General features: G+C 70.1%; 15 protein-coding genes and 1 pseudogene. 5 read left to right on the plus strand and 11 right to left on the minus strand.

Going from position 1 to position 20,175, the window contains the following annotated elements; genetic code table 11:
* Window positions 1-15 precede the first annotated feature (15 nt).
* Complete coding sequence (locus tag PV419_RS30140; protein ID WP_319694338.1) at window positions 16-609, plus strand: histidine phosphatase family protein; 594 nt, start codon at window positions 16-18, stop codon at window positions 607-609.
* Window positions 610-754: 145 nt separating this feature from the next.
* Here PV419_RS30140 and PV419_RS30145 read toward each other — a convergent pair.
* Both PV419_RS30145 and PV419_RS30150 read right to left on the minus strand, forming a co-directional pair.
* Window positions 755-1,009 (minus strand): annotated as a pseudogene (locus tag PV419_RS30145) (alpha/beta hydrolase); the annotation flags it as partial.
* A gap of 107 nt (window positions 1,010-1,116) precedes the next feature.
* Entirely contained in the window at window positions 1,117-2,607 is a 1,491-nt protein-coding gene (locus PV419_RS30150; RefSeq protein WP_319694339.1) for a tetratricopeptide repeat protein, read from the minus strand.
* Between the two features lie 207 nt (window positions 2,608-2,814).
* On the opposite strand from PV419_RS30150, the gene PV419_RS30155 reads away from it, so the two are divergent.
* Together PV419_RS30155 and PV419_RS30160 are read left to right on the plus strand one after the other, a co-directional pair.
* Window positions 2,815-3,261, plus strand: coding sequence for a hypothetical protein (locus tag PV419_RS30155; RefSeq protein WP_319694341.1), 447 nt, complete (start codon window positions 2,815-2,817; stop codon window positions 3,259-3,261).
* 63 nt (window positions 3,262-3,324) lie between these two features.
* Complete coding sequence (locus tag PV419_RS30160; protein WP_319694343.1) at window positions 3,325-4,221, plus strand: fused MFS/spermidine synthase; 897 nt, start codon at window positions 3,325-3,327, stop codon at window positions 4,219-4,221.
* A 74-nt stretch (window positions 4,222-4,295) separates the two neighbouring features.
* On the opposite strand, the gene PV419_RS30165 is transcribed toward PV419_RS30160, so the two are convergent.
* The 5 genes from PV419_RS30165 to PV419_RS30185 all read right to left on the minus strand — a co-directional run bounded on the left by PV419_RS30165 (window position 4,296) and on the right by PV419_RS30185 (window position 10,952).
* On the minus strand, window positions 4,296-5,984 hold the full coding sequence (locus PV419_RS30165; protein ID WP_319694345.1) for a ubiquinol-cytochrome c reductase cytochrome b subunit: 1,689 nt from the start codon (window positions 5,982-5,984) through the stop codon (window positions 4,296-4,298).
* A gap of 161 nt (window positions 5,985-6,145) precedes the next feature.
* Window positions 6,146-7,549, minus strand: a complete 1,404-nt coding sequence (locus PV419_RS30170) for a GH1 family beta-glucosidase (protein ID WP_319694346.1) — start codon at window positions 7,547-7,549, stop codon at window positions 6,146-6,148.
* Between the two features lie 96 nt (window positions 7,550-7,645).
* Window positions 7,646-8,563 (minus strand): carbohydrate ABC transporter permease, encoded by a 918-nt coding sequence (locus tag PV419_RS30175; protein ID WP_319694348.1) that lies wholly within the window; start codon window positions 8,561-8,563, stop codon window positions 7,646-7,648.
* An 18-nt stretch (window positions 8,564-8,581) separates the two neighbouring features.
* Window positions 8,582-9,607: a sugar ABC transporter permease gene (locus PV419_RS30180; protein WP_319694349.1), complete on the minus strand. Its 1,026-nt coding sequence runs from the start codon at window positions 9,605-9,607 to the stop codon at window positions 8,582-8,584.
* A 7-nt stretch (window positions 9,608-9,614) separates the two neighbouring features.
* Entirely contained in the window at window positions 9,615-10,952 is a 1,338-nt protein-coding gene (locus tag PV419_RS30185; protein ID WP_319694350.1) for an extracellular solute-binding protein, read from the minus strand.
* Between the two features lie 281 nt (window positions 10,953-11,233).
* On the opposite strand from PV419_RS30185, the gene PV419_RS30190 reads away from it, so the two are divergent.
* Entirely contained in the window at window positions 11,234-12,280 is a 1,047-nt protein-coding gene (locus tag PV419_RS30190; protein WP_319694352.1) for a LacI family DNA-binding transcriptional regulator, read from the plus strand.
* A gap of 218 nt (window positions 12,281-12,498) precedes the next feature.
* Here PV419_RS30190 and PV419_RS30195 read toward each other — a convergent pair whose 3' ends face one another.
* Both PV419_RS30195 and PV419_RS30200 read right to left on the minus strand, forming a co-directional pair.
* On the minus strand, window positions 12,499-13,899 hold the full coding sequence (locus tag PV419_RS30195; RefSeq protein WP_319694353.1) for a glycoside hydrolase family 6 protein: 1,401 nt from the start codon (window positions 13,897-13,899) through the stop codon (window positions 12,499-12,501).
* Window positions 13,896-15,374 (minus strand): cellulose binding domain-containing protein, encoded by a 1,479-nt coding sequence (locus PV419_RS30200; protein WP_319694355.1) that lies wholly within the window; start codon window positions 15,372-15,374, stop codon window positions 13,896-13,898. The genes PV419_RS30195 and PV419_RS30200 overlap by 4 nt, the downstream gene beginning before the upstream one ends.
* Before the next feature lie 423 nt (window positions 15,375-15,797).
* Here PV419_RS30200 and PV419_RS30205 point away from each other — a divergent pair, with 423 nt between their 5' ends.
* The gene (locus PV419_RS30205; RefSeq protein ID WP_319694540.1) at window positions 15,798-18,638 is read left to right on the plus strand and encodes a glycoside hydrolase family 48 protein; all 2,841 of its coding nucleotides are present in this window, start codon (window positions 15,798-15,800) and stop codon (window positions 18,636-18,638) included.
* Window positions 18,639-18,728: 90 nt separating this feature from the next.
* Here PV419_RS30205 and PV419_RS30210 read toward each other — a convergent pair whose 3' ends face one another.
* A complete protein-coding gene (locus PV419_RS30210) occupies window positions 18,729-19,724 on the minus strand; it encodes a glycosyltransferase family A protein (RefSeq protein WP_319694357.1) in 996 nt (331 codons plus the stop codon).
* Window positions 19,721-20,110, minus strand: coding sequence for a hypothetical protein (locus PV419_RS30215; RefSeq protein WP_319694359.1), 390 nt, complete (start codon window positions 20,108-20,110; stop codon window positions 19,721-19,723). Before PV419_RS30215 ends, PV419_RS30210 begins: the two co-directional genes overlap by 4 nt.
* Window positions 20,111-20,175: the final 65 nt, after the last annotated feature.

The following is a 20,175-nucleotide window of genomic DNA, read 5'->3' on the forward strand; positions in this document are numbered from 1 at the left end:
TGAAAGGCACCCCTCATGGCACCACGCATCCTCCTGGCCCGGCACGGACAGACGGAGTGGTCGCTGTCCGGGAAGCACACCGGCCGCACCGACATTCCCCTGCTGGAGGAGGGCCGGCGCGGCGCCAAACTGCTCGGCGAGCGGTTGCAGCACGCGCCGTGGGCGGGCCTGCCGGGCGTCGAGGTGCGTACCAGCCCGCTGGCACGGGCCAAGGAGACCTGCGAACTGGCGGGCTTCGGGGCCCGGGCGCGGGACTGGGACGCGCTGCTGGAGTGGGACTACGGCGCGTACGAGGGGATGACCCCCGCCGAGATCAAGGCGATCCGGCCAGACTGGCTGATATGGCGCGACGGCGTCCCGGAGGGCGAGACGCTCGCCGGGATCGCGGCGCGGGCGGACGCGGTGGTGGAGTGGGCGCGCTCCGCTGACCGGGACGTGCTGGTCTTCGCGCACGGGCACATCCTGCGCACGCTGGGCGCGCGCTGGCTGGGCCTCGAGGTGTCCTTCGCGGCCCGGATCCGCCTGGAGCCGACTTCCCTGTCCGTCCTGGGCTGGGCGTATGGCGAACCGGCCATCGAACGCTGGAACGACACGGGCCACTTGGGCTGACGCGCGGGCCGCGGGCTCCGGGGCGCGGGTGGTCTGCGGCCCTCCGCCCGGGACCACACCACCGTGACGGAGCGGCGTTCTGCCCCGCTCCGGGGTGTTCGGTGAGCCGCGCGGATGTCCCCGCCGCTCGCAGTCGGTCGGCGTAGCGGCGGCCGTGATCGGCCACCGGATCGTGGGTCGGCCCCACCACGAGCGCTGGGGCCAGCCCGTTCAGGTTGTCGGCATACAGCGGCGAGAGCGCGAGGGCCGGTTCCCGGTGGCACGGCGAGCCGCTGGACCAGCCGCAGTGGCGGCACGGTGAGGCTCGGGGTGTGGGCGTGCTCGGTGACCGAGGCGTCTCGGTCACATCGCCAACAGCGTTGACCAGTGTCGACGGTCGACCACGCGGCGGTAGCCGCATATCGATCGCAGTCTCGGCCACGCGTGCCTCGCGGCCTGCGCGCTCTCCCTTTCGACAGGGTCGCGCCCCTTCGGCGCCCCTCTTTTGTGGCTCGCCTTCGGGGCGCTTCAGCCCCTGTCGACGGTCAACCACGCGGCGGTAGCCGCATATCGATCGCAGTCTCGGCCACTCGTGCCTCGCGGCCTGCGCGCGCTCTCCCTTTCGACAGGGTCGCGCCCCTTCGGCTCGTAGCGGGCGAGGAAATCGGACACCACTGTGTTGCGGCCGTGCGGGCGCAGCACGCGGGCGGTCTCGTCGAGCATCCGGCGGATGCGGGAGGACTTGACCTGGTCCATCAGCTCCAGGGCGCGGGCCGCCGCGACGGCGGCGGCGTCCGGGGCGCCGTCGGCGAGCAGATCGCTGGCCAGCTCCGTGGTGAACAGCGCGATATTGCGGGTGAAGTGCGGGTTCTGCAGGGCGACCGCGCGGCGGGCGTGCTCGACGGCTCGCCCCCAGTCGCCGAGCGCCGACCAGCACTGCGCCTCCAGGCCCTCCAGTTCGGCTTCTCCGTAGAAGGTCATCCACTCGGGGTCGGAGTCGGACGGGCCGCGGCTGAAGAGCGCCTGGGCGCGCAGCAACGCGCGCTCGCAGCCGGCGCGGTCGGTGAGCCAGGCCCAGCCGCCCGCCTCGCGGAGCGCGATCAGCGACAACAGCCGTGGCGAGGCGAGGCGGCCCGCGGCCCGCTGCGCCGCCTGGGCGGCGCGTACGGCCTCGCGGGGGCGGCCCGTGTCGCGGGCGAGGAAGGCGGCGTTGCAGAAGGCGTGTGCCTCCAGGGCCGGGTCGCCCGTGACGCGGGCGGTGGCCAGGGCCTCCGCGTAGTGCGCGCGGGCGTCGGCCAGACGGCCCGAGTCATGGGCCAGCCAGCCCACGGAGATGGCCAGTTCCCCGGCGCCCGCGTACAGCCGGTCGGCGATCGAGCGGCGCCGCGCGCCCGCGTCGAGCAGGGCGTACGCGGCGTTCAGCGGCTGGGCGGTGTGCGGGTAGATGCTGTCCGCGCCGTGCCGGTCGTCCAGCAGCCGGATCCGGCGGACTGCCTCTTCGACGGCCGCGGCCTCCGGCTCGCCGACCCGGCCGCCGGGCGCGCCGACCGGCTCCTGGAACAGGAAGGCGCGGCGCAGTGGGTCGCCGCTGTCGGCGAGCCCCGGCCCCGGCCCCGGCTCCGCGCCCACGCCCGCGCCGGGGCCGGATCCGGGCGCGGGACGGGGGCCGGGCACGGATCCTGCCGTGGGGTCCGGCACCGGGCCCGGCCCGGAGGGGGGCCTGGCCCGGTGTCCGCGTACCGCCTCGCGCGGGGAGAAGCCCAGGTCCGTCAGGGTGCGGCCGGGGAACATGTGGAGGAAGACGCGCTCGTACGCGTAGTTGGGGCAGCGGATCGCCCCGGACTCGACGCGGCCGATGTAGCGGGGGTCGCAGGAGACCTGTTCGCCGATCTCCCGCGCCGCTCTTCGTACGGCCGCCGCGAACTCGGACGGGGAAAGCTGTCCGCGAAGCCGCCGGAAGGCGGTGTTAGGCCGCGGTGGCGAAGGCGGTGACGGCGAAGACGCTGGAAGCGGGGTCATATCGGCCCCTCCCTAAGGGTGCTCCCGTGTGGGCGAGAGGAGAACCGTACCGGTCGGGGCACGTCCGACATTCGGACGTCACGCGCAAAGAGGGCATACCTTCCGTGATTTGCCATGAAGTGCCATCCTTTATGGCGGCATTCGGCCGTAGCCATTGACACTGTCATGCGTTGAGCTCTTTGCAACCCGTTGGAGAGGGAGGCCGGAGTGGACATCAGTGGCTCGCGGACGGCTGTTCAGCATCTCCCGTGCCAGGACTGCGACCTCGTGACCGTGCCCGCCCGGCAGGGGCTGGAGGCGGTGGACCTCCTGCGCCGCGCACGCGACGGGGTCGGCCCCGTGCTGCACGACAAGGCCTGTAACACGCTCGGCTTCGTGGTGCCCGCCGGCACCGCGGCCGGCTGGGACATGCCGGGCAGCGAGTGCACCGAGACGCCTGGGTGCGGGGTCCGTCTGAGCACGGGCGGCGCCGCCGAGGACAGCGGCGAGGAGGGTGCCGAGGCCGGCGTCGGCACGGTGTCACCACCGCTGACCGGCACCGGCTGGCTGGTGCCGCCGGGCGACGCGTACACCGGTACGACCGACCCGGCGGAGCTGCGGGCCGCGCTCGGGGAGGCCGCCCGCATGATCGAGGCCGTCGACCGCTGCCGGTGACCGGCTGCCGCCGGTGACCAGCCGCTGCCGGTGCCCTGTACCGCTCGCCGCATACTGGAGCGCATGGCGAAGGGCGTACGGAAGCGGGCGGCGGCGGCGCGGGAGCGCGGGCCGGCGCGGGCGCGCGCCCTGGAGCCGGTCGCCGCGCCGGTGGACGGCGGGCTTGCCGAGTTGGTGCCCGACCGGGACCGCCCACGCGCATGGACCCTGCTGGTGGACGGCAAGCCGCAGTCACATGTGGACCTCGACGACCCGTCGTACCTGGACTTCGAGTACCAGCGCAGACTCGGCCACATCGCCGACCTCGCCGCCCCGCCCGGCCGCCCGGTCCACGCCGTCCACCTCGGCGGCGGCGCCTTCACGCTCGCCCGCTACATCGCGGCGACCCGCCCCCGCTCCACCCAGCAGGTGGTCGAGATCGACGCCCCGCTCGTCCGGTTCGTACGGCGCGAGGCGCCGCTGGACCCCGCCGATCGGATCCGGGTGCGAGGGGCGGACGCGCGGGCGGGCCTGGGCAAGGTGCCCGAGGGCTGGGCCGACCTGATCATCGCCGACGTCTTCAGCGGGGCCCGCACCCCGGCCCACCTCACCAGCGTCGAGTTCCTCGCCGAGGTGCGCCGGGCGCTACGCCAGGGCGGGCTGTACGCCGCCAATATCGCGGACGGCCCGCCGCTCGCCCATCTGCGGGCCCAGGTCGCCACCGCGCGTGCGGCGTTCGCCCAGGTGTGTCTGGTCGCCGACCCCGCCGTGCTGCGCGGCCGCCGCTTCGGCAACGCGGTCCTGCTGGCCGCCGACCGCGAGTTGCCCCTCGCCGAGCTCACCCGCCGCGCCGCCGGGGACCCCCACCCGGCGCGGACCGAACACGGCCGTGCGCTCGCGGACTTCACCGGTGGCGCGGCCCCGGTCACCGACGCGACCGCCGCGCCCTCCCCGGCGCCGCCGTCCAAGGTCTTCGAGTGACCCCTCGGCAGCGCGAGCTCCCGCCTGCCGCGCACTCTGCGCCCCTCCTGCGAGGGCGGGCCCGGTAGGGCGGGTCAGTGCGTCGGCTCGTGCGCCTCGTGCGCCTCGTGCGCCTCGTGCTCCTCCTGGTGCCGGCGGTACTCCTCCACCGTCGCCTTGGGGATCTGCCCCCGCTCGCCGAAGTAGCTGCGGGACAGCTTGGCGCGCAGCTTCTCCTTTCGGGACACCTTCCGGGGGATCCCGGCCTCGTCGACCTCCGCGGGCGGCTCGATGGGGAGGTGCTGGTCGTGGGCGACCAGGGTGTACCGCTCGGCCTGGGGCAGCGGTTCGTGGAGCTCGACGTACTCGCCGTGCGAGAGACGCTTGATGATGCCGGTCTCGCGGCCGTGCAGCACCTTCTGGCGGTCCCGCCGCTGGAGGCCGATGCACCACCGCTTGGTGACGATGAACACGGTCACCGGCACCGCGAAGAAGGCGATCCGGGAGGCCCAGGTGACCGCGTTCAGCGACAGGTTGAAGTGGGTGGCGATGAGGTCGTTGCCGCCCTCGCCCAGAAGGACCAGGTACAGGCCGATCCAGGCGGCGCCGAAGGCGGTGCGGGTGGGGGCGTTGCGGGGGCGTTCGTTGAGGTGGTGTTCGCGCCGGTCGCCGGTGACCCACGCCTCGATGAACGGATAGAGCCAGATGACCAGCAGCACCATCGGAAAGACCATCAGGGGGATGAAGATCCCCAGGACCAGGGTGTGGCCCCACAAATTGATCTCCCAGCCGGGCATCACGCGGATCAGGCCTTCGGAGAATCCCATGTACCAGTCGGGCTGGGCGTCGGTGGACACCTGGTCGGGCCGGTAGGGGCCGTAGAGCCAGACCGGGTTGACCATGGCGATCGCCGACATGACGGAGGTGACGCCGAAGACGAGGAAGAAGAAACCGCCGGACTTGGCGACATAGACGGGCCACAAAGGCGGCCCGACGATGTTCATGTCCTTTTTCCCGGGCCCGATGTGGTGGGTGTGCTTGTGGTAGACGAGCAGGATCATATGGACGGCGAGCAGGCCGAGCATGATGCCGGGGAGCAGCAGGACGTGGAAGGTGAACAGTCGCGGAATGATGATTTCGCCGGGGAACTGCCCGCCGAAAATGAAGAATGTGAGGTAGGTGCCGATCAGCGGCACCGACAGGACCGCACCCTCCAAAAAGCGCATGCCCGTGCCCGAGAGCAGGTCATCGGGCAGGGAGTAGCCCAGGAATCCGTCGAACATGCCGAGGATCAGCAGGCCGGCGCCGGAGAGCCAGTTGATTTCGCGCGGCTTGCGGAAGACACCGTTGAAGAAGGTGCGCATCATGTGGATGAGCATGCTCGCCACGAAGAGAATGGCCGCCCAGTGGTGGATCTGCCGCATGAGCAGTCCGCCGCGCACATCGAAGCTGATGTTCAGGGTGGACTCGTACGCCTCCGACATGCGGATGCCGTTCATCGGCCGGTAGGTGCCGTGATAGACGACCTCGTTCATGCTGGGCTCGAAGAACATGGTGAGGTAGACGCCGGTCAGAATGATGATGAGAAAGGTGTAGAGGGCGATTTCGCCGATCAGATAGGACCAGTGGTCCGGGAACACCTTTCTCAGCTGGGCCTTGCCCATCTTGAAGAGGCCGACGCGCCCGTCGAACCAGTTGGCGAGGGCCTCCCCCTTGCCGGTCCGTTCGGTCCGGCTGGGGCCGTCTTCGTGTGCGGTCGGTCGGTGCCCCGGTTCTGCTCTCATGCCTCACCCTCGTCACCGAGTCTGGATATGCCAGATTTACCAGCACATTCCAGTCGCCGACCATGCGCGGCGGGCCCGTGTAGGCCGTTCGGAGGAAAGGCACGCCCGTATGCCGGTACGGGCTCGACCCGGTCGCCGGGCGCGACCGGGTCACCTGACTCCTACGCGTCCGCCACCTCACCCGTACGGGCCACCTGCCCGTACCAGTGGGCGCTGGACTTGGGCACACGGGCCATGGTCGCGTAGTCGACGTAGACCGCGCCGAACCGCTTGCTGTAGCCGTACGCCCACTCGAAGTTGTCCATCAGCGACCACAGGAAGTAGCCGCGCAGATCGGCGCCGTCCGCGATGGCGCGGTGGGCGGCGGCCAGGTGGGCGCGCAGATAGTCGATGCGCTCCGGGTCGTGGACCGCGCCGTCCGCGTCCGGCTTGTCGTCGTAGGCGGCGCCGTTCTCGGTGATGTACAGCGGCACGCCCGGCGCCTCGCGGGTGTAGCGCATCAGCAGCTCATGCAGCCCGGTCGGGTCGACCGTCCAGCCCATCTCGGTGCGCTCGCCCGGCGTCTGGTGGAAGGCCACCCCCTCCGAGCCGGGCCAGGGGGAGTGCTCGCTGGCGCCGTGGCCGTCGTTGCGGGGGCCGCGATCGCCGTCGGCGGCGGCCGACACCAGGGCGGGCGTGTAGTAGTTGATGCCCAGCGCGTCGAGGGGGTGCTTGATGACGGAGAGGTCGCCGTCGCGGACGAAGGACCAGTCGGTGATGGCCGCGGTGTCCGCGATCAGGTCGCTCGGGTAGGCGCCGCGCAGCAGCGGGCCGGAGAAGACCCGGTTGGCGAGCGCGTCGATGCGCCGCTGGGCGTCCAGGTCCTGGGGCTGCTGGGTGAGCGGCCTGACCACCGACGGGTTGAGGCTGATGGCGATCTGGGCGCGGGCGGGCAGCGCGGCCCGCAGCGCCTGGGCGCCGAGGCCGTGGGCGAGGTTGAGGTGGTGGGCGGCGCGCAGCGGGGCGAGCCGCTCGGTGCGGCCCGGGGCGTGCACCCCGGAGCCGTAGCCGAGGAACGCGCTGCACCACGGCTCGTTGAGGGTGATCCAGAACTCGACGCGGTCGCCGAGCGCCTCGGCCACGATCCCCGCGTACTCGGCGAACCGCTCGGCGGTCTCGCGCTCCGGCCAGCCGCCGGCGTTCTCCAGTTCCTGGGGCAGATCCCAGTGGTAGAGGGTCAGCGCCGGCTGGATCCCGGCCGCCAGCAGCTCGTCGACCAGCGAGCGGTAGAAGTCGAGCCCGCGCTGCACGGCGGGCCCGCGGCCGGTGGGCTGGACTCGGGACCAGGAGACCGAGAAGCGGTACGCGCCCATGCCGAGCTCGGACATCAGGCGGACGTCGTCGCGGAAGCGGTGGTAGTGGTCGATGGCGAGGTCGCCGGTGTCGCCGCCGAGCGTCTTGCCTGGCGTATGGCTGAAGGTGTCCCAAATGGACGGGGTGCGGCCGTCCTCCTGTGCGGCGCCTTCGATCTGGTAGGAGGCGGCGGCCGAGCCCCACAGGAAGCCAGGGGGGAAGGTCAGACTCATGGAAGCGCTCCCATTCGATGTTGTGGTGCGGGGCGGAAGGGAGGGAGGAGGAAGGGCGGGGGTGGGCAGGGGGATCGGAGCAGGGATGCTGACGGGTCAGCCCTTGACCGCTCCCTGCATGATGCCTCCGACGATCTGCTTGCCGAAGAGTATGAAGGCGATCAGCAGCGGCAGGGTACCGAGCAGCGCCCCCGCCATGATCAGCGATTGGTCGACGGTATAGCCACGGCCGAGCCCCGTCAGGGCCACCTGCACGGTCGGGTTACCGGCCTGGGTGAGTGCGATGATGGGCCAGAAGAAGTCGTTCCACGCCTGGACGAAGGTGAGCATACCCAGCACGGCCATGGCCGGACGCGCCACCGGGAAGACGATGTGCCAGATGATCCGCAGACTGCTGGCGCCGTCCACGCGTGCGGCCTCGATCAGCTCGCTCGGCAGCGCCTGGGTCAGGTACTGCCGCATGAAGAACACTCCGAAGGCGCTGACCAGCGTGGGCAGGATGACCGCCTGCAACTGGTCGGTCCACTCCAGCTTGGCGATGGCCATGTACAGCGGGACCACGCTCAGCTGGGGCGGCACCATCATCGTCCCGATGGTCAGCGTCAGCAGCAGGTTCTTGAACCGGAAGCGCAGCTTGGCGAAGGCGAAGCCGGCGATGGTCGAGAACAGCACGGTGCCTGCCGCGATGGTCCCGGCCACCATGGTGGTGTTGAGCAGCGCGGAGCCCATGTTGACGTCGTTCCACGCCGTGTCCAGGTTCTTGAAGAGATTGCCGCCGAACCAGAAGGGCGGTGGCGTCTCGGCGAGCCGGGCGCTGGTGCGGGAGGCGGCGATGGCCGTCCACACCAGCGGGAAGAGCGAGCCGATGGTGAACAGGATCAGCACGGCATAGGTGATCTTGCCGCCGTGCAGCTGCCGGCCGGCGCCCTTGGCCCCCTTGCCCGCCTTGCCGCTCGGGCTTCCCCCGCTTTCGGTGGCCTTGGCGGCCCTACCGGAAGAGATAACAGCGCTCATGGTTCTCCCTCGGGCAACTCACTGGCTCTTGCGCAGCCGACGGGCCACGATCGCGTTGGCGGCGGCGATCAGCAGCAGGATCAGGAACATCGTCCAGGCGATCGCGGAGGCCCGGCCGAGGTGGAGGTTCACCCAGCCCTGCTCGTACAGGTACAGGCCGAGCGTCTGGTACTGGTGGTCGGGGCCTCCGGAGGCACCGGCGCCGCCGTTGAACAGCAGCGGCTCGCCGAAGAGCTGGGTGGCCCCGATCGTCGAGACGACGACCGTGAAGAGGATCGTGGGCCGCAGCGAGGGGATGGTGACGTTGATGAACTGCTGCCAGCGCGAGGCGCCGTCCAGCGCCGCCGACTCGTACAGGTCGTGCGGCACGGCCTGCATGGCGGCCAGGTAGATCAGCGCGTTGTAGCCGGTCCACCGCCAGATGACGATCGTGGACACCGCGAGCTGCGAGGTCCAGGTGCCGTTCTGCCAGTCGATGTTGTCGATCCCGACCATCCCGAGCGCCCAGTTGATCATGCCGTAGTCGCGCCCGAAGAGCAGCACGAACACCAGCGTCGCGGCGGCCACCGAGGTGGCGTACGGGGTGAGGATCGCCACCCGCCAGAACATCGAGCCGCGCAGCTTGTAGTTCAGCAGATGCGCGAGGCCCAGCGCCATCAGCAGCTGGGGAACGGTCGAGATCACCCCGATGGTGAAGGTGTTCTGGAGCGCGTTCCAGAAGAATTCGTCCTCCCACAGCCGGGAGTAGTTGTGCCACCCCGCCCACTCCATATGGGTGGGGTCGGTGAGCTCCACCCGGTGCAGCGAGGCCCAGCCCGTGTAGAGCAGCGGGAAGAGCCCGAAGGCCGCGAAGAAGAGGAAGAACGGGGCGACGAAGGCGTACGGGGAGTACTTGATGTCCCAGCGGTAGCGGCGGCTGCGCCGGGCGCGCCGCCGCTGTTCGGCCGGGTCGGGGGCCTTGGTGGCCGCGGCGCGCGGGGCCGCGCCCCCCTGCCCTGTGGGGGGCGCGGCCGTATCAGCGGTGAAACCGGAAGGGGGTGTCATCCCGGGATCACTGGTCCAGTGCGTTGTCGATCGTCTTGGTGGCGGCCTCCCAGGCGTCCTTGGGGGACTTCCCCTGCTGGTCGACCTGGAGCAGCCCGATGTCGGCGATGTTCGACCCGATGATCTGGTCCTTCGGACCGAGGACCTGCGTCGGGATGCCCTTGGCGGCCTCGGCGAAGATCTTGCCGATGGGCGCGTTGCCGAAGTACGGGTGCTTGGCGTCGCCCACCTGGGGCAGGCTGTACGCGGCCTGGGAACTCGGCCAGCTGGCCTGCTTCTCGAAGACCTTGGCCTGCTGCTCGGGCGCGGTCAGCCAGGCGGCGAGCTTGATCGCCTCTTCCTGGTGCTTGGACGCCTTCGGCACGCCGATGAAGGAACCGCCCCAGTTGCCGGGCTTGGGGGCGGCGGCCACGTCCCACTTGTCCTTGGCCTTGTCCCCGGCCTTCTCCTTGATGTGGCCGAGCATCCACGGCGGGCAGGAGACGGTGGCGAACTTGCCGTTGGAGAACGCCTGGTCCCAGGACTTCTGGAACTGCTGCAGCTTGGCGGTCAGCTTCTCCTTTGACGCGGTGGTCGCGAGGTCCCACGCCTCCTTCACGGCCGGGCTGTCCTTGTAGACGACCTTGCCGCTCTCGTCGTAGTAGCGCTTCGCGTTGCTGGAGATCACCGCGTTGTAGACACCGCCGGCGGAGTCCACGAAGGTGGTGTCGCCCGGCGCCTTCTTCATGTACCGCTTGCCGGTCTCGATGTACTTGTTCCAGTCGCCCGCCCACAGCTTGGCGACCTCGGTGCGGTCGGTGGGCAGCCCGGCCTTCTGGAAGAGGTCCTTGCGGTAGCAGACGGCCATCGGGCCGATGTCGGTGCCCAGGCCGATCGTCTGGCCGTCCTCGGAGGTGCCCTGGGCCCACTTCCAGGAGAGCCAGTTGTCCTTCTTGACCCCGGGCGCCTTGGAGAGGTCGACGAACTTGTCGGCCTGGGTGGTGGTGATCTCCTTGATATTGGCGATCTCGATGGCCTGGATGTCCGCCAGGCCACTGCCGGCGCCCAGGTGGGTCAGCAGCTGCGGATAGTAGTTCTCGTTCCGCTCGATCGACGTTTCCTCGATGTTGATATCGGGGTGGAGCTTCATGTACTCGTCATAAAGACCGGCCTGCTTGTAGCCGAAGACGCCGAAGGTGCCGACCGTGATGGTCGTGCCCCCCTTGTTGCCGCCCTTGCCGCCGCCGGACGAGCCGGTCTCGCCATCGCTGTCGTCGGCGCAGCCCGCGAGTAACCCGGCGCCCAGTGCCGCCACGGCCGCAAGGGTCACCGCCCGTCGCCGGTACGCACCAGAACTTCTGAACATTTCACGTCCTCCTTGACGCCCTGACGTACCGCTCCCGGCCAAAAGGTGGCATTGCGTGGGGGTTTGTGGTGCATCGGCGCGGGCGGGCAACGTGCGGGTTATGTATGGCTCAGGTACTGTGGGAGCGCTCCCAGGTTGATGTGTTGAAGGGTCGCGGCTCCCCGCTGGGGTGTCAAGGGAGCGGGCGGAAACTTTTCGGTCCCACTCCTGCTGTTGAATGACCCAACAGCTCCCCACGCGGGGTGGTTCTGCTCGGTGTACCGGACGGCTGGAGGCGCGAAATGGCAGGAACCCGACGGCGTGGTGGGGGGCGGGCAAGGCCCACGCTCGAAGAGGTCGCGGCCCGCGCGGGGGTGGGCCGGGGCACCGTCTCCCGGGTGATCAACGGCTCGCCGCGGGTCAGCGACCGCACCCGCACGGCGGTCGAGCAGGCGGTCGCCGAGCTGGGATACGTACCCAACCGGGTGGCCCGCGCGCTGGCCGCCAACCGCGCCGACGCGGTCGCGCTGGTGATCCCCGAGCCCGAGACCCGGCTGTTCGCCGAGCCCTACTTCTCGGACATCATCCGCGGCGTGGGCGCCGAGCTCGCCGAGGCCGATCTGCAGCTGCTGCTGACCCTCCTGCGCACCCCCAAGGAGCGCCAGCGCTTCGCCGAGTACCTCTCGGCACACCGCGTGGACGGGGTGCTGCTGGTGTCGGTGCACGCGGACGACCCGCTGCCCGACCTGCTGGAGCGGATAGAGATGCCCGCGGTGCTCAGCGGCCGCCGCTCCGCGCACGAGACGGTGCCGTACGTCGACTGCGACAACACGGGCGGCGCCCAGTCCGCCGTCGAGCACCTCATCGGACGCGGCCGCTCCACGGTCGCCACGATCACCGGGCCGCTGGACATGTACGTGGCGCAGTGCCGCCTCGACGGCTACCGCGCGGCGATCCAGGCGGCGGGCCAGGAGGTGGACCCGGGGCTGATCGTGGCCGCCGACTTCACCGAGGAGGGCGGCCGCCGGGCGATGCGCGAGCTGCTGGAACGCCGCCCCGGCCTGGACGCCGTCTTCGCGGCCTCCGACGTGATGGCCGCGGGCGCCCGCCAGGTGCTGCGCGAGCAGGGCCGCCGGGTGCCGGACGACGTGGCGCTCGTCGGCTTCGAGGACTCGGCCGTCGCCCGCCACATGGACCCGCCGCTGACCAGCGTCCGGCAGACCACGGAGGAGATGGGGCGGGCCATGGTCCGGGTGCTGCTGGAGGAGATCGAGGCCCAGGGCGAGCGCACCTCGAAGCGGCCGCAGCTGGTGCTGCCGACCGAGCTGGTGCGGCGGGGGTCGTCCTGAGGGCATGGTGATCACTTCGGCTTGATCTGTGCAGCTTGAATCTGTGCAGCTTGAATCTGTACGGCGTGGATCTGTACGGCCTGAATCTGTACGGCCCGGACCTGTACGGCGTGGGATCGGCCGAACGCCGACGGGGCCGGCGGATCGCGCGTGCGCGTCCACCGGCCCCGTCGTGTGCGGGTGCCTGCTGCGGTTCTGTCGGCTGTCGCCCGTACGGGTTACAGCGCGGGGTAGGCGTTCTTCAGCAGCTGCTGGAACTGGGCCGAGAACCAGTGGCCCGACAGCGGCGAGTTCGGCAGCGCGCCGGACATGCTGTTGCCGTTGCGCGGGTTGCCGGTGTACGTCGGGTCGCACATCCGGTCGAAGCCCTTGCCCTCGTTGTTCGGGATGGCGGAGCTGGAGCCGTCGGACTCGCCCGGGGGCTTCATCCACACGTACGCGTCGATCCCGGCCGCGGGTGCCGCCTTGGGCCGCTCGCCCAGCCCGGCGCCGGACTGGTTGCACCAGTTGCCGATGTGGATCCGGCGGTCATAGCGCCCGCCGTTGACGTAGGTGTCCACGTCCGTCCTGGCGCCGGGGGCGCTCGGACGGGCCGTGCCGCCCCAGCCGTTGCGGGAGGTGTCGATCAGGGCGCCGATGTTGGACGGGAAGCCGACGTTCACCAGCTCCTGGCGGAAGGCCTGGGCGAAGGACAGCTCGTCGACGTAGCGGTTCCAGTCCACCCACTTCGACTCGCGCACGGACTTGCCGTTGATGCTGTCGTTGATGGTGTAGTTGTTCTCTTTCAGCGCACTGTAGTTGGCCGTGTTGACGATGATCCCGGCCACCTTGTCGACCGTGCTGCCCTCAGCGGTCGCGGCCTGCTTGAGGACCTGGGCGGTGGCGTTGAAGTTGTCGTCCCAGCCGATCCAGCCGTGATGACCGGCGTCGATGTAGTTGTAGACGTTGCCGACGGCGCCCAGCTTGTTCAGGGCGTAGCCGACGCCCTTCACGTAGTTGCCGTTCGCCTTCATGGTGTCGCACTGGGGGGTCGCGGTGGGACGGCCGCCGGTGTTGGTGACCAGGTTGGGCAGCGAGTCGATCTCGATCGTGGTGACGATCCGCAGGTTGGAGTTGGCGTACTTCGACTCCGCGAGGATCGCCGCGATCGGGTCGATGTACTGCGTCTTGTACTTGTCGATCTCCGTCGGGCCGAGCTCGCCGTTGGACGCGAGCGCCGCGCAGTCGCGGCCCGGCAGGTTGTAGATGACGAGTTGGACGACGGTGGGGCTGCCGCCCGACTGTTGGAGCGCCGTGTCCAGGTGGGCGCGCAGGCCGCGGGCGCCGCTGGTGCCGTTGATGGCGGCGATGCGGTCCAGCCAGACGCCGGTCGGCTGGTTGGAGATCTTGCTGCCGCCGGGCTCGGCGGCGGCCTTGGCGGACCAGTCGGGGTTGACGTACACCTTGGCGCCCGCGTACGGGTTGTCCACCTTGGCGGCGGCGGCTCTGGCGCCTTCGGCCTGGGCGGCGGCGGTGCCGCTCAGGGAGGAGACGGTCAGTGCGGTGGCGGCGAGCAGCGCGGAGCCGGCCAGTGCGGCGGCCCTGCGGCGGCGGGTGGGGGGTGAGGTTGTGCGGCTCATGACAATCCCTTCAGGTGATCACGGAGACCCACGCCGAAGCCGGTCGGCGTGCCGTTGAAATCGCTGATCAAGGACGGGCCGGAGGAGCAGTCCCAGGTGTTCCAGGTCCAGCCCAGGTACGAGGAGCCCTTGGCGTCGAGCCAGGCCATGACCCGGTCGATATAGCCGTGTGAGCAGGTGTTCTCACCGATCTCACCCGCCACGAAGGGCACCTGTCCGATGACCGGGGCCAGTTGCTCGTTCCAGCAGCTCTCGTTGGAGCAGGTGTTGAAGTTGTAGGTGTGCCAGGCGGCGGCGAGGTTGCCCGCCGGGTCGCTCGGCTTGTAGGTCAGCCATTGGCGCATGTCGTTGGAGTAGGCGACTCCCGGGATCAGGACGAGGTTCTTGGCGCCGGCGCCCCGTACCGCGTCCAGCAGGTCCTGCATCCCGGCGACCTCGAAGTCGATGCCGGGGCACTTCCCGCCGTCGCGCCAGCAGGTCCACGCCGCCGTCAGGTCGGTGGTGGCGCGGTCCGGGAAAGGCTCGTTGAACAGGTCGAACACCACGGCTTGGTCGTCCTTGAAGGTCTGGGCGACCGAGCTCCAGAAGGCGGGGGTGTACTGCGCGTCGGGCATCGGCTTCTGGCAGGTGGCGTACTCGGTGTCGGGGCAGTGGTTGTCGCCGCCCGTGTACTTGCCGTGGGTCCAGTGCAGCTCGACGATCGGGGTGATGCCATGGGCTTCGAGCCGGGCCACGAAGCCCTTGACCGCCGAGATGTAGTTGGCGCCCCGGTAGGCCGCGTTGATGTGCGAAAGGCCGAGCCAGCACTCCTCGTTGAGCGGGATGCGGACGGTGTTCACCTTCCAGTCCGCGATGGCCTTGACGGATGCGTCGTCGACCGGGCCGTCGAAGATGCCGCGCCCCTGTACGCACATGAACTCCCCGCCGGAGCGGTTGACGCCGAGCAGCCTGCGGGTGGCCCCGTTCTCGTCGACCAGCTTGTTGCCCGAGGCGCGCAGCTTCGGCGGCGCGGTGCCGGGTGCGGGCGGGTCGGTCGGCGGATCGGTCGGGCCGGTGGTCCCGTCGCACACCACGCCGTTGACCGAGAAGGCCGTGGGCGACGGGTTGGAGCCGGTAAAGGACGCGGTGAACCCGGCGGTGACGCTGCCGCCGGCCGGGACCTTGGCGTTCCAGGACTCGTTGACGGCGGTGACGGTCTTGCCGGACTGGGACCATTTGGCGCTCCAGCCCTGGGTCACCTTCTGGCCTCCCGCGAAGTCGAAGGTCAGCGTCCAGTGGTCCAGCGGGGCTCCCTTGGCGGTGACGGTGACATTGCCCTGGAACCCGCCGCCCCACTGGTTGGAGACGGCGTACTGCACGGTGCAGGCGGCTGAGCGGGCCGCCCCCGAGGCGTTGGCGACGGGGAGCAGGGCGGTGCCCACCAAGGTCAGTGCCGCGGTGGCCGCCAAGGCATAAAGGCGCGGTGGTGCTCGCATGGAGCGACTCCTCGAAGTCCAGGCGCCTCCCGGGATGGCCCGGAGGGTGGCGCTGACTGCTGGAACCGCTCCCACTGGTTGAAGTGACCGTAACGCCTGTGCGGCGCATGTCAACAGAGGCGTTCACAGAATTATCAGTCGAATACGTTCGACAGCCACATCTTGTTCAAAGACTTGACACCTCCTCAGACCCGACCGAACCTTGGGAGCGCTCCCACTGGTTCGCACCGCCCCCACCCGCCCGGACCCGCGAGGAGGAACTCCCCGATGCGCCTACAGCGAGGCTCGCCGTTATCAGGGGCACGACCATTCATCGGCCGGCTGGGGACGATCCGGCCGAAGACGCGGCTTCCAGGGACGCGGAGGCCGAGGACGAGACGGCTGGTGACCGCCCTGGCCGCCGCGCTCTCGCTCCCGGTGGCCATGACCGCCGCCGGCGGGGCGGCCCCCGCGCACGCCGCCGCCGTCCAGTGCGGCGTCGACTACAAGACCAATGACTGGGGTTCGGGCTTCACCGCGGACCTCACCATCTCCAACCCCGGCACGGACGCCATCGACGGCTGGACCCTGACGTACGACTACGCGGGCAACCAGAAGCTCACCGGCGGCTGGAACGGCACCTGGAGCCAGTCCGGCAAGACCGTCACCGTCAAGAACGCCGCCCACAACGCGAAGATCGCGGCGGGCGGCAATGTCACGACCGGCGGCCAGTTCAGCTACAGCGGCACCAACGCCGCGCCCACCACCTTCGCCGTCAACGGCATCAGCTGCAAGGGCGCCCACCAGCCGCCCATCGCCGTGCTGAGCAGCCCGACCCCCGGCGCGACCTACTCCTCCGGCGGCACCGTCCCGATGGCCGCCACCGCCGCGGCCGCCGACGGCGCGACCGTCACCAAGGTCGAGTTCTACAGCGACACCAAGCTCCTCGGCACCGACACCGCCTCCCCTTACACCTTCGATTACACCAACGTGCCCGCGGGCGACTACTCGCTCTACGCCAAGGCCTACGACAGCCAGGGCGCGTCCGCCGAGTCCACCCCCGTCGGCATCCATGTGGCGGCCGGGCCCGCGCTCGTCGCCAGCCCCGCCCAGCTCGGGGTGCAGCAGGGCAAGACCGGTACGTTCGGCGTGAAGCTGTCCACCAAGCCGTCCGGAGACGTCACGGTCTCCGTCGCCCGCACCTCCGGCAACACCGGCCTGACCGTCTCCTCGGGCGCCACCCTCACCTTCACGCCCACCAACTGGGACACCGCCCAGCAGGTGACCGTCGCGGCCGCGAACAGCGGCACCGGCACGGCGACCTTCACCGCCACCGCCACCGGCCACACCAAGGCCGAGGTCACCGTCACCCAGCTGGCCGCCTCCAAGGCGTACGACGCCCGCTTCCTGGACCTCTACAACAAGATCACCGCCCCGTCGGCGGGCTACTTCTCGCCCGAGGGCATCCCGTACCACTCGGTGGAGACCCTGATCGTCGAGGCCCCGGACCACGGCCATGAGACGACCTCCGAGGCGTACAGCTATCTGATCTGGCTGCAGGCGATGTACGGCAAGGTCACCGGCGACTGGTCCAAGTTCAACAGCGCGTGGGACACCATGGAGAAGTACATGATCCCCACCCACGCCGACCAGCCCACCAACAGCTTCTACAACGCCTCCAAGCCGGCCACCTACGCGCCCGAGTGGGATCTGCCCTCCCAGTACCCCTCGCAGCTCAACGGCAATGTCTCGGTCGGCAACGACCCCATCGCCGCCGAGCTGAAGAGCGCGTACGGCACCGATGACATCTATGGCATGCACTGGATCCAGGACGTCGACAACGTCTACGGCTACGGCAACTCCCCCGGCAAGTGCGAGGCGGGGCCGAGCGACACCGGGCCGAGCTACATCAACACCTTCCAGCGCGGGCCCCAGGAGTCGGTCTGGGAGACCGTGACCCAGCCCACCTGCGACAGCTTCAAGTACGGCGGCAAGAACGGGTATCTGGACCTGTTCACCGGTGACGCCTCGTACGCCAAGCAGTGGAAGTTCACCAACGCGCCGGACGCCGACGCCCGCGTGGTCCAGGCCGCCTACTGGGCCGCCGAGTGGGCCAAGGCGCAGGGCAAGGGCAGCCAGGTGTCGGCCAACGTGGCCAAGGCCGCCAAGATGGGCGACTACCTGCGCTACGCGATGTACGACAAGTACTTCAAGAAGGTCGGCAACTGCGTCGGTGAGACCTCCTGCGCGGCGGGCAGTGGCAAGAACAGCTCCCACTACCTGCTGTCCTGGTACTACGCCTGGGGCGGCGCCACCGACACCTCCGCGGGCTGGGCCTGGCGTATCGGCTCCAGCCACGCCCACGGCGGCTACCAGAACCCCATGGCGGCCTGGGCCCTCGCCAACTACGCCGACCTCAAGCCCAAGTCGGCCACCGGCGCCGCGGACTGGTCCACCAGCCTCAAGCGGCAGGTGGAGTTCTACCGCTGGCTGCAGTCCAGCGAGGGCGCCATCGCGGGCGGCGCCACCAACAGCTGGGCGGGCCGCTACGCCACGCCGCCGTCGGGTACGTCCACCTTCTACGGCATGTACTACGACGAGAAGCCGGTCTACCACGACCCGCCGTCCAACCAGTGGTTCGGCTTCCAGGCCTGGTCCATGGAGCGCGTCGCGGAGTACTACAACCGCACCGGTGACGCCTCCGCGAAGACGGTCCTGGACAAGTGGGTCAAGTGGGCGCTGTCCAAGACCACGATCAACCCGGACGGCACCTACCGGATCCCGTCCACCCTCCAGTGGTCCGGCCAGCCGGACACCTGGAACGCCTCCAGCCCCGGCGCCAACGCGAGCCTGCACGTCACCGTCGCGGACTACACCAACGACGTCGGCGTGACGGCCGCGTACGCCAAGACCCTGTCCTACTACGCCGCCAAGGCGGGCGACACCCAGGCCAGGGACACCGCGAAGGCACTGCTGGACGGCATGTGGAACAACTACCAGGACGCCCTGGGCATCGCGGTCCCCGAGAGCCGCGCCGACTACAACCGCTTCGACGACCCGGTCTATGTGCCCAGCGGCTGGACCGGCACCATGCCGAACGGTGACAAGGTCGACTCCAGCTCCACCTTCGAGTCGATCCGGTCCTTCTACAAGAACGACCCGGCCTGGTCCAAGGTCGAGGCGTATCTGAAGGGCGGGGCGGTCCCGAGCTTCACGTACCACCGCTTCTGGGCGCAGGCCGACATCGCGCTGGCGATGGGGTCGTACGCGGATCTCTTCGAGTAGCGACACGTCGAGTAGCGGCACGCACCTCCCGGGACGCGCCACCCGGGACGCGGAGCGGGGCTCCCCCAAGAGCCCCGCTCTCGCCGCGTGTCAAGCGGGTACCGGGTCCTCCCGTTCGGCCAGCGCCCGCTCCAGCCGCTGGATGTGACGGTGCTGCAGCCGCGCGGTGCGCTGCAGCGACATGACCACCCGCAGAAACTGGTCCATGTCGGCGGCCCGGGTGAGGATGTCGTCGGGCATCCGCTCATCGGCAAGCCACTCCCGTTCGTCCTGGGCGAGCACGGCCTGCGCCCAGGCCCGGGTGACCGGCTTGAACATCCCGGGGTGGCCCGCCACGATTCTGGCCCGGACCGCCAGGTCGTTCTCGGCCGCCTCCACGTGCAGGCCGTCGTCCTTGTTGCGCGCCCCGAACAGCGCCTCGTGGATGTGGTGGGCCGTGAAGCCGTGCTCGGCGCACGCGATCCAGAAGTCCCAGTCCTCCCCGGCGCGCATGTCCTCGGCATAGCCGCCCACCGTCTGCCACACCTCGCGGCGGTAGAGCGAGCAGTAGAACATGATCAGCCGTCGCAGCAGCAGGTCCTTGTCGTAGGCCGGGAGCTCCAGCACCTGGGCGGGCAGGTCGTCGTCGGTGAAGACGGACACGTCGGTGGAGGCGATGGCGATGTCCGGGTGCCGGTCCAGCACCGCCACCGTCCGCTCCAGCATGGTGGGGGCGATCACGTCGTCGGCGTCCAGCGGCAGGACATAGCGGCCGGTGGTGGCGGCGATGCCCGCGTTGCGGGCGGCCGAGACACCGGCGTTGGCCTGGCGCAGCAGCCGGATGCGCCGATCGGGGTGGTCGGCGATCAGCGACCGGGCCACCGCCGCCGTGTCGTCGGTGCTGCCGTCGTCGACCACGACGAGCTCCCAGTCCGCGTAGGTCTGGGCCAGCACGCTCTGCACCGCCTGCGGCAGATAGTGGCCGTAGTCGTGGCACGGGATGACCACCGAGACCAGGGCGGGCGAGCCGCGCCCGTCGGACGACGAGGCCGCGGCCCCCGGAAGGGCTTCAGCCTCCCAAGGGCCGCGTTCCGGTGCCGAGGTCATCGGAGCCCGTTGCCGTAGCCGCCCTCGCCGTATGTGCCGCGGTGGGCCGCCTTGGACTGCGGCCGGGCGGAGACGGCGATGTTGGCGCACTGCGAGCCGATCTCGGAGCCCCCGGCGGGGGCGAGGATGGTCATGTTGGCCGTGGCGCCGACGCTGGAGTCGCAGTGGTTCTGCTGCACCACGCCGTGCGGGTCGCCGAAGATCTGCGCGAAATTGAGGCAGTCCGACCGCCCCCCTGCCCCCGAGACGCTCACCCCGTTCTTGGAGTCGCAGTCGTTGACCTGTTGGATGGGGTTGTCCCAAGGGAATGCGCCGGCGTCGGACCCGCCGAAGACCACCGCCCCGGCCGCCGCTGTCACCAGCGCGGCCGTCTTGCCGATGTTCATGTGATTCTCCTCATTTCTCGCCGCAGAGGCCTGCGGACAACCGGCTAACGACACCCGATGTCACG

The organism is Streptomyces sp. ME19-01-6 (assembly GCF_033793745.1).
In the GTDB taxonomy this organism is placed as follows: Bacteria; Actinomycetota; Actinomycetes; order Streptomycetales; family Streptomycetaceae; genus Streptomyces.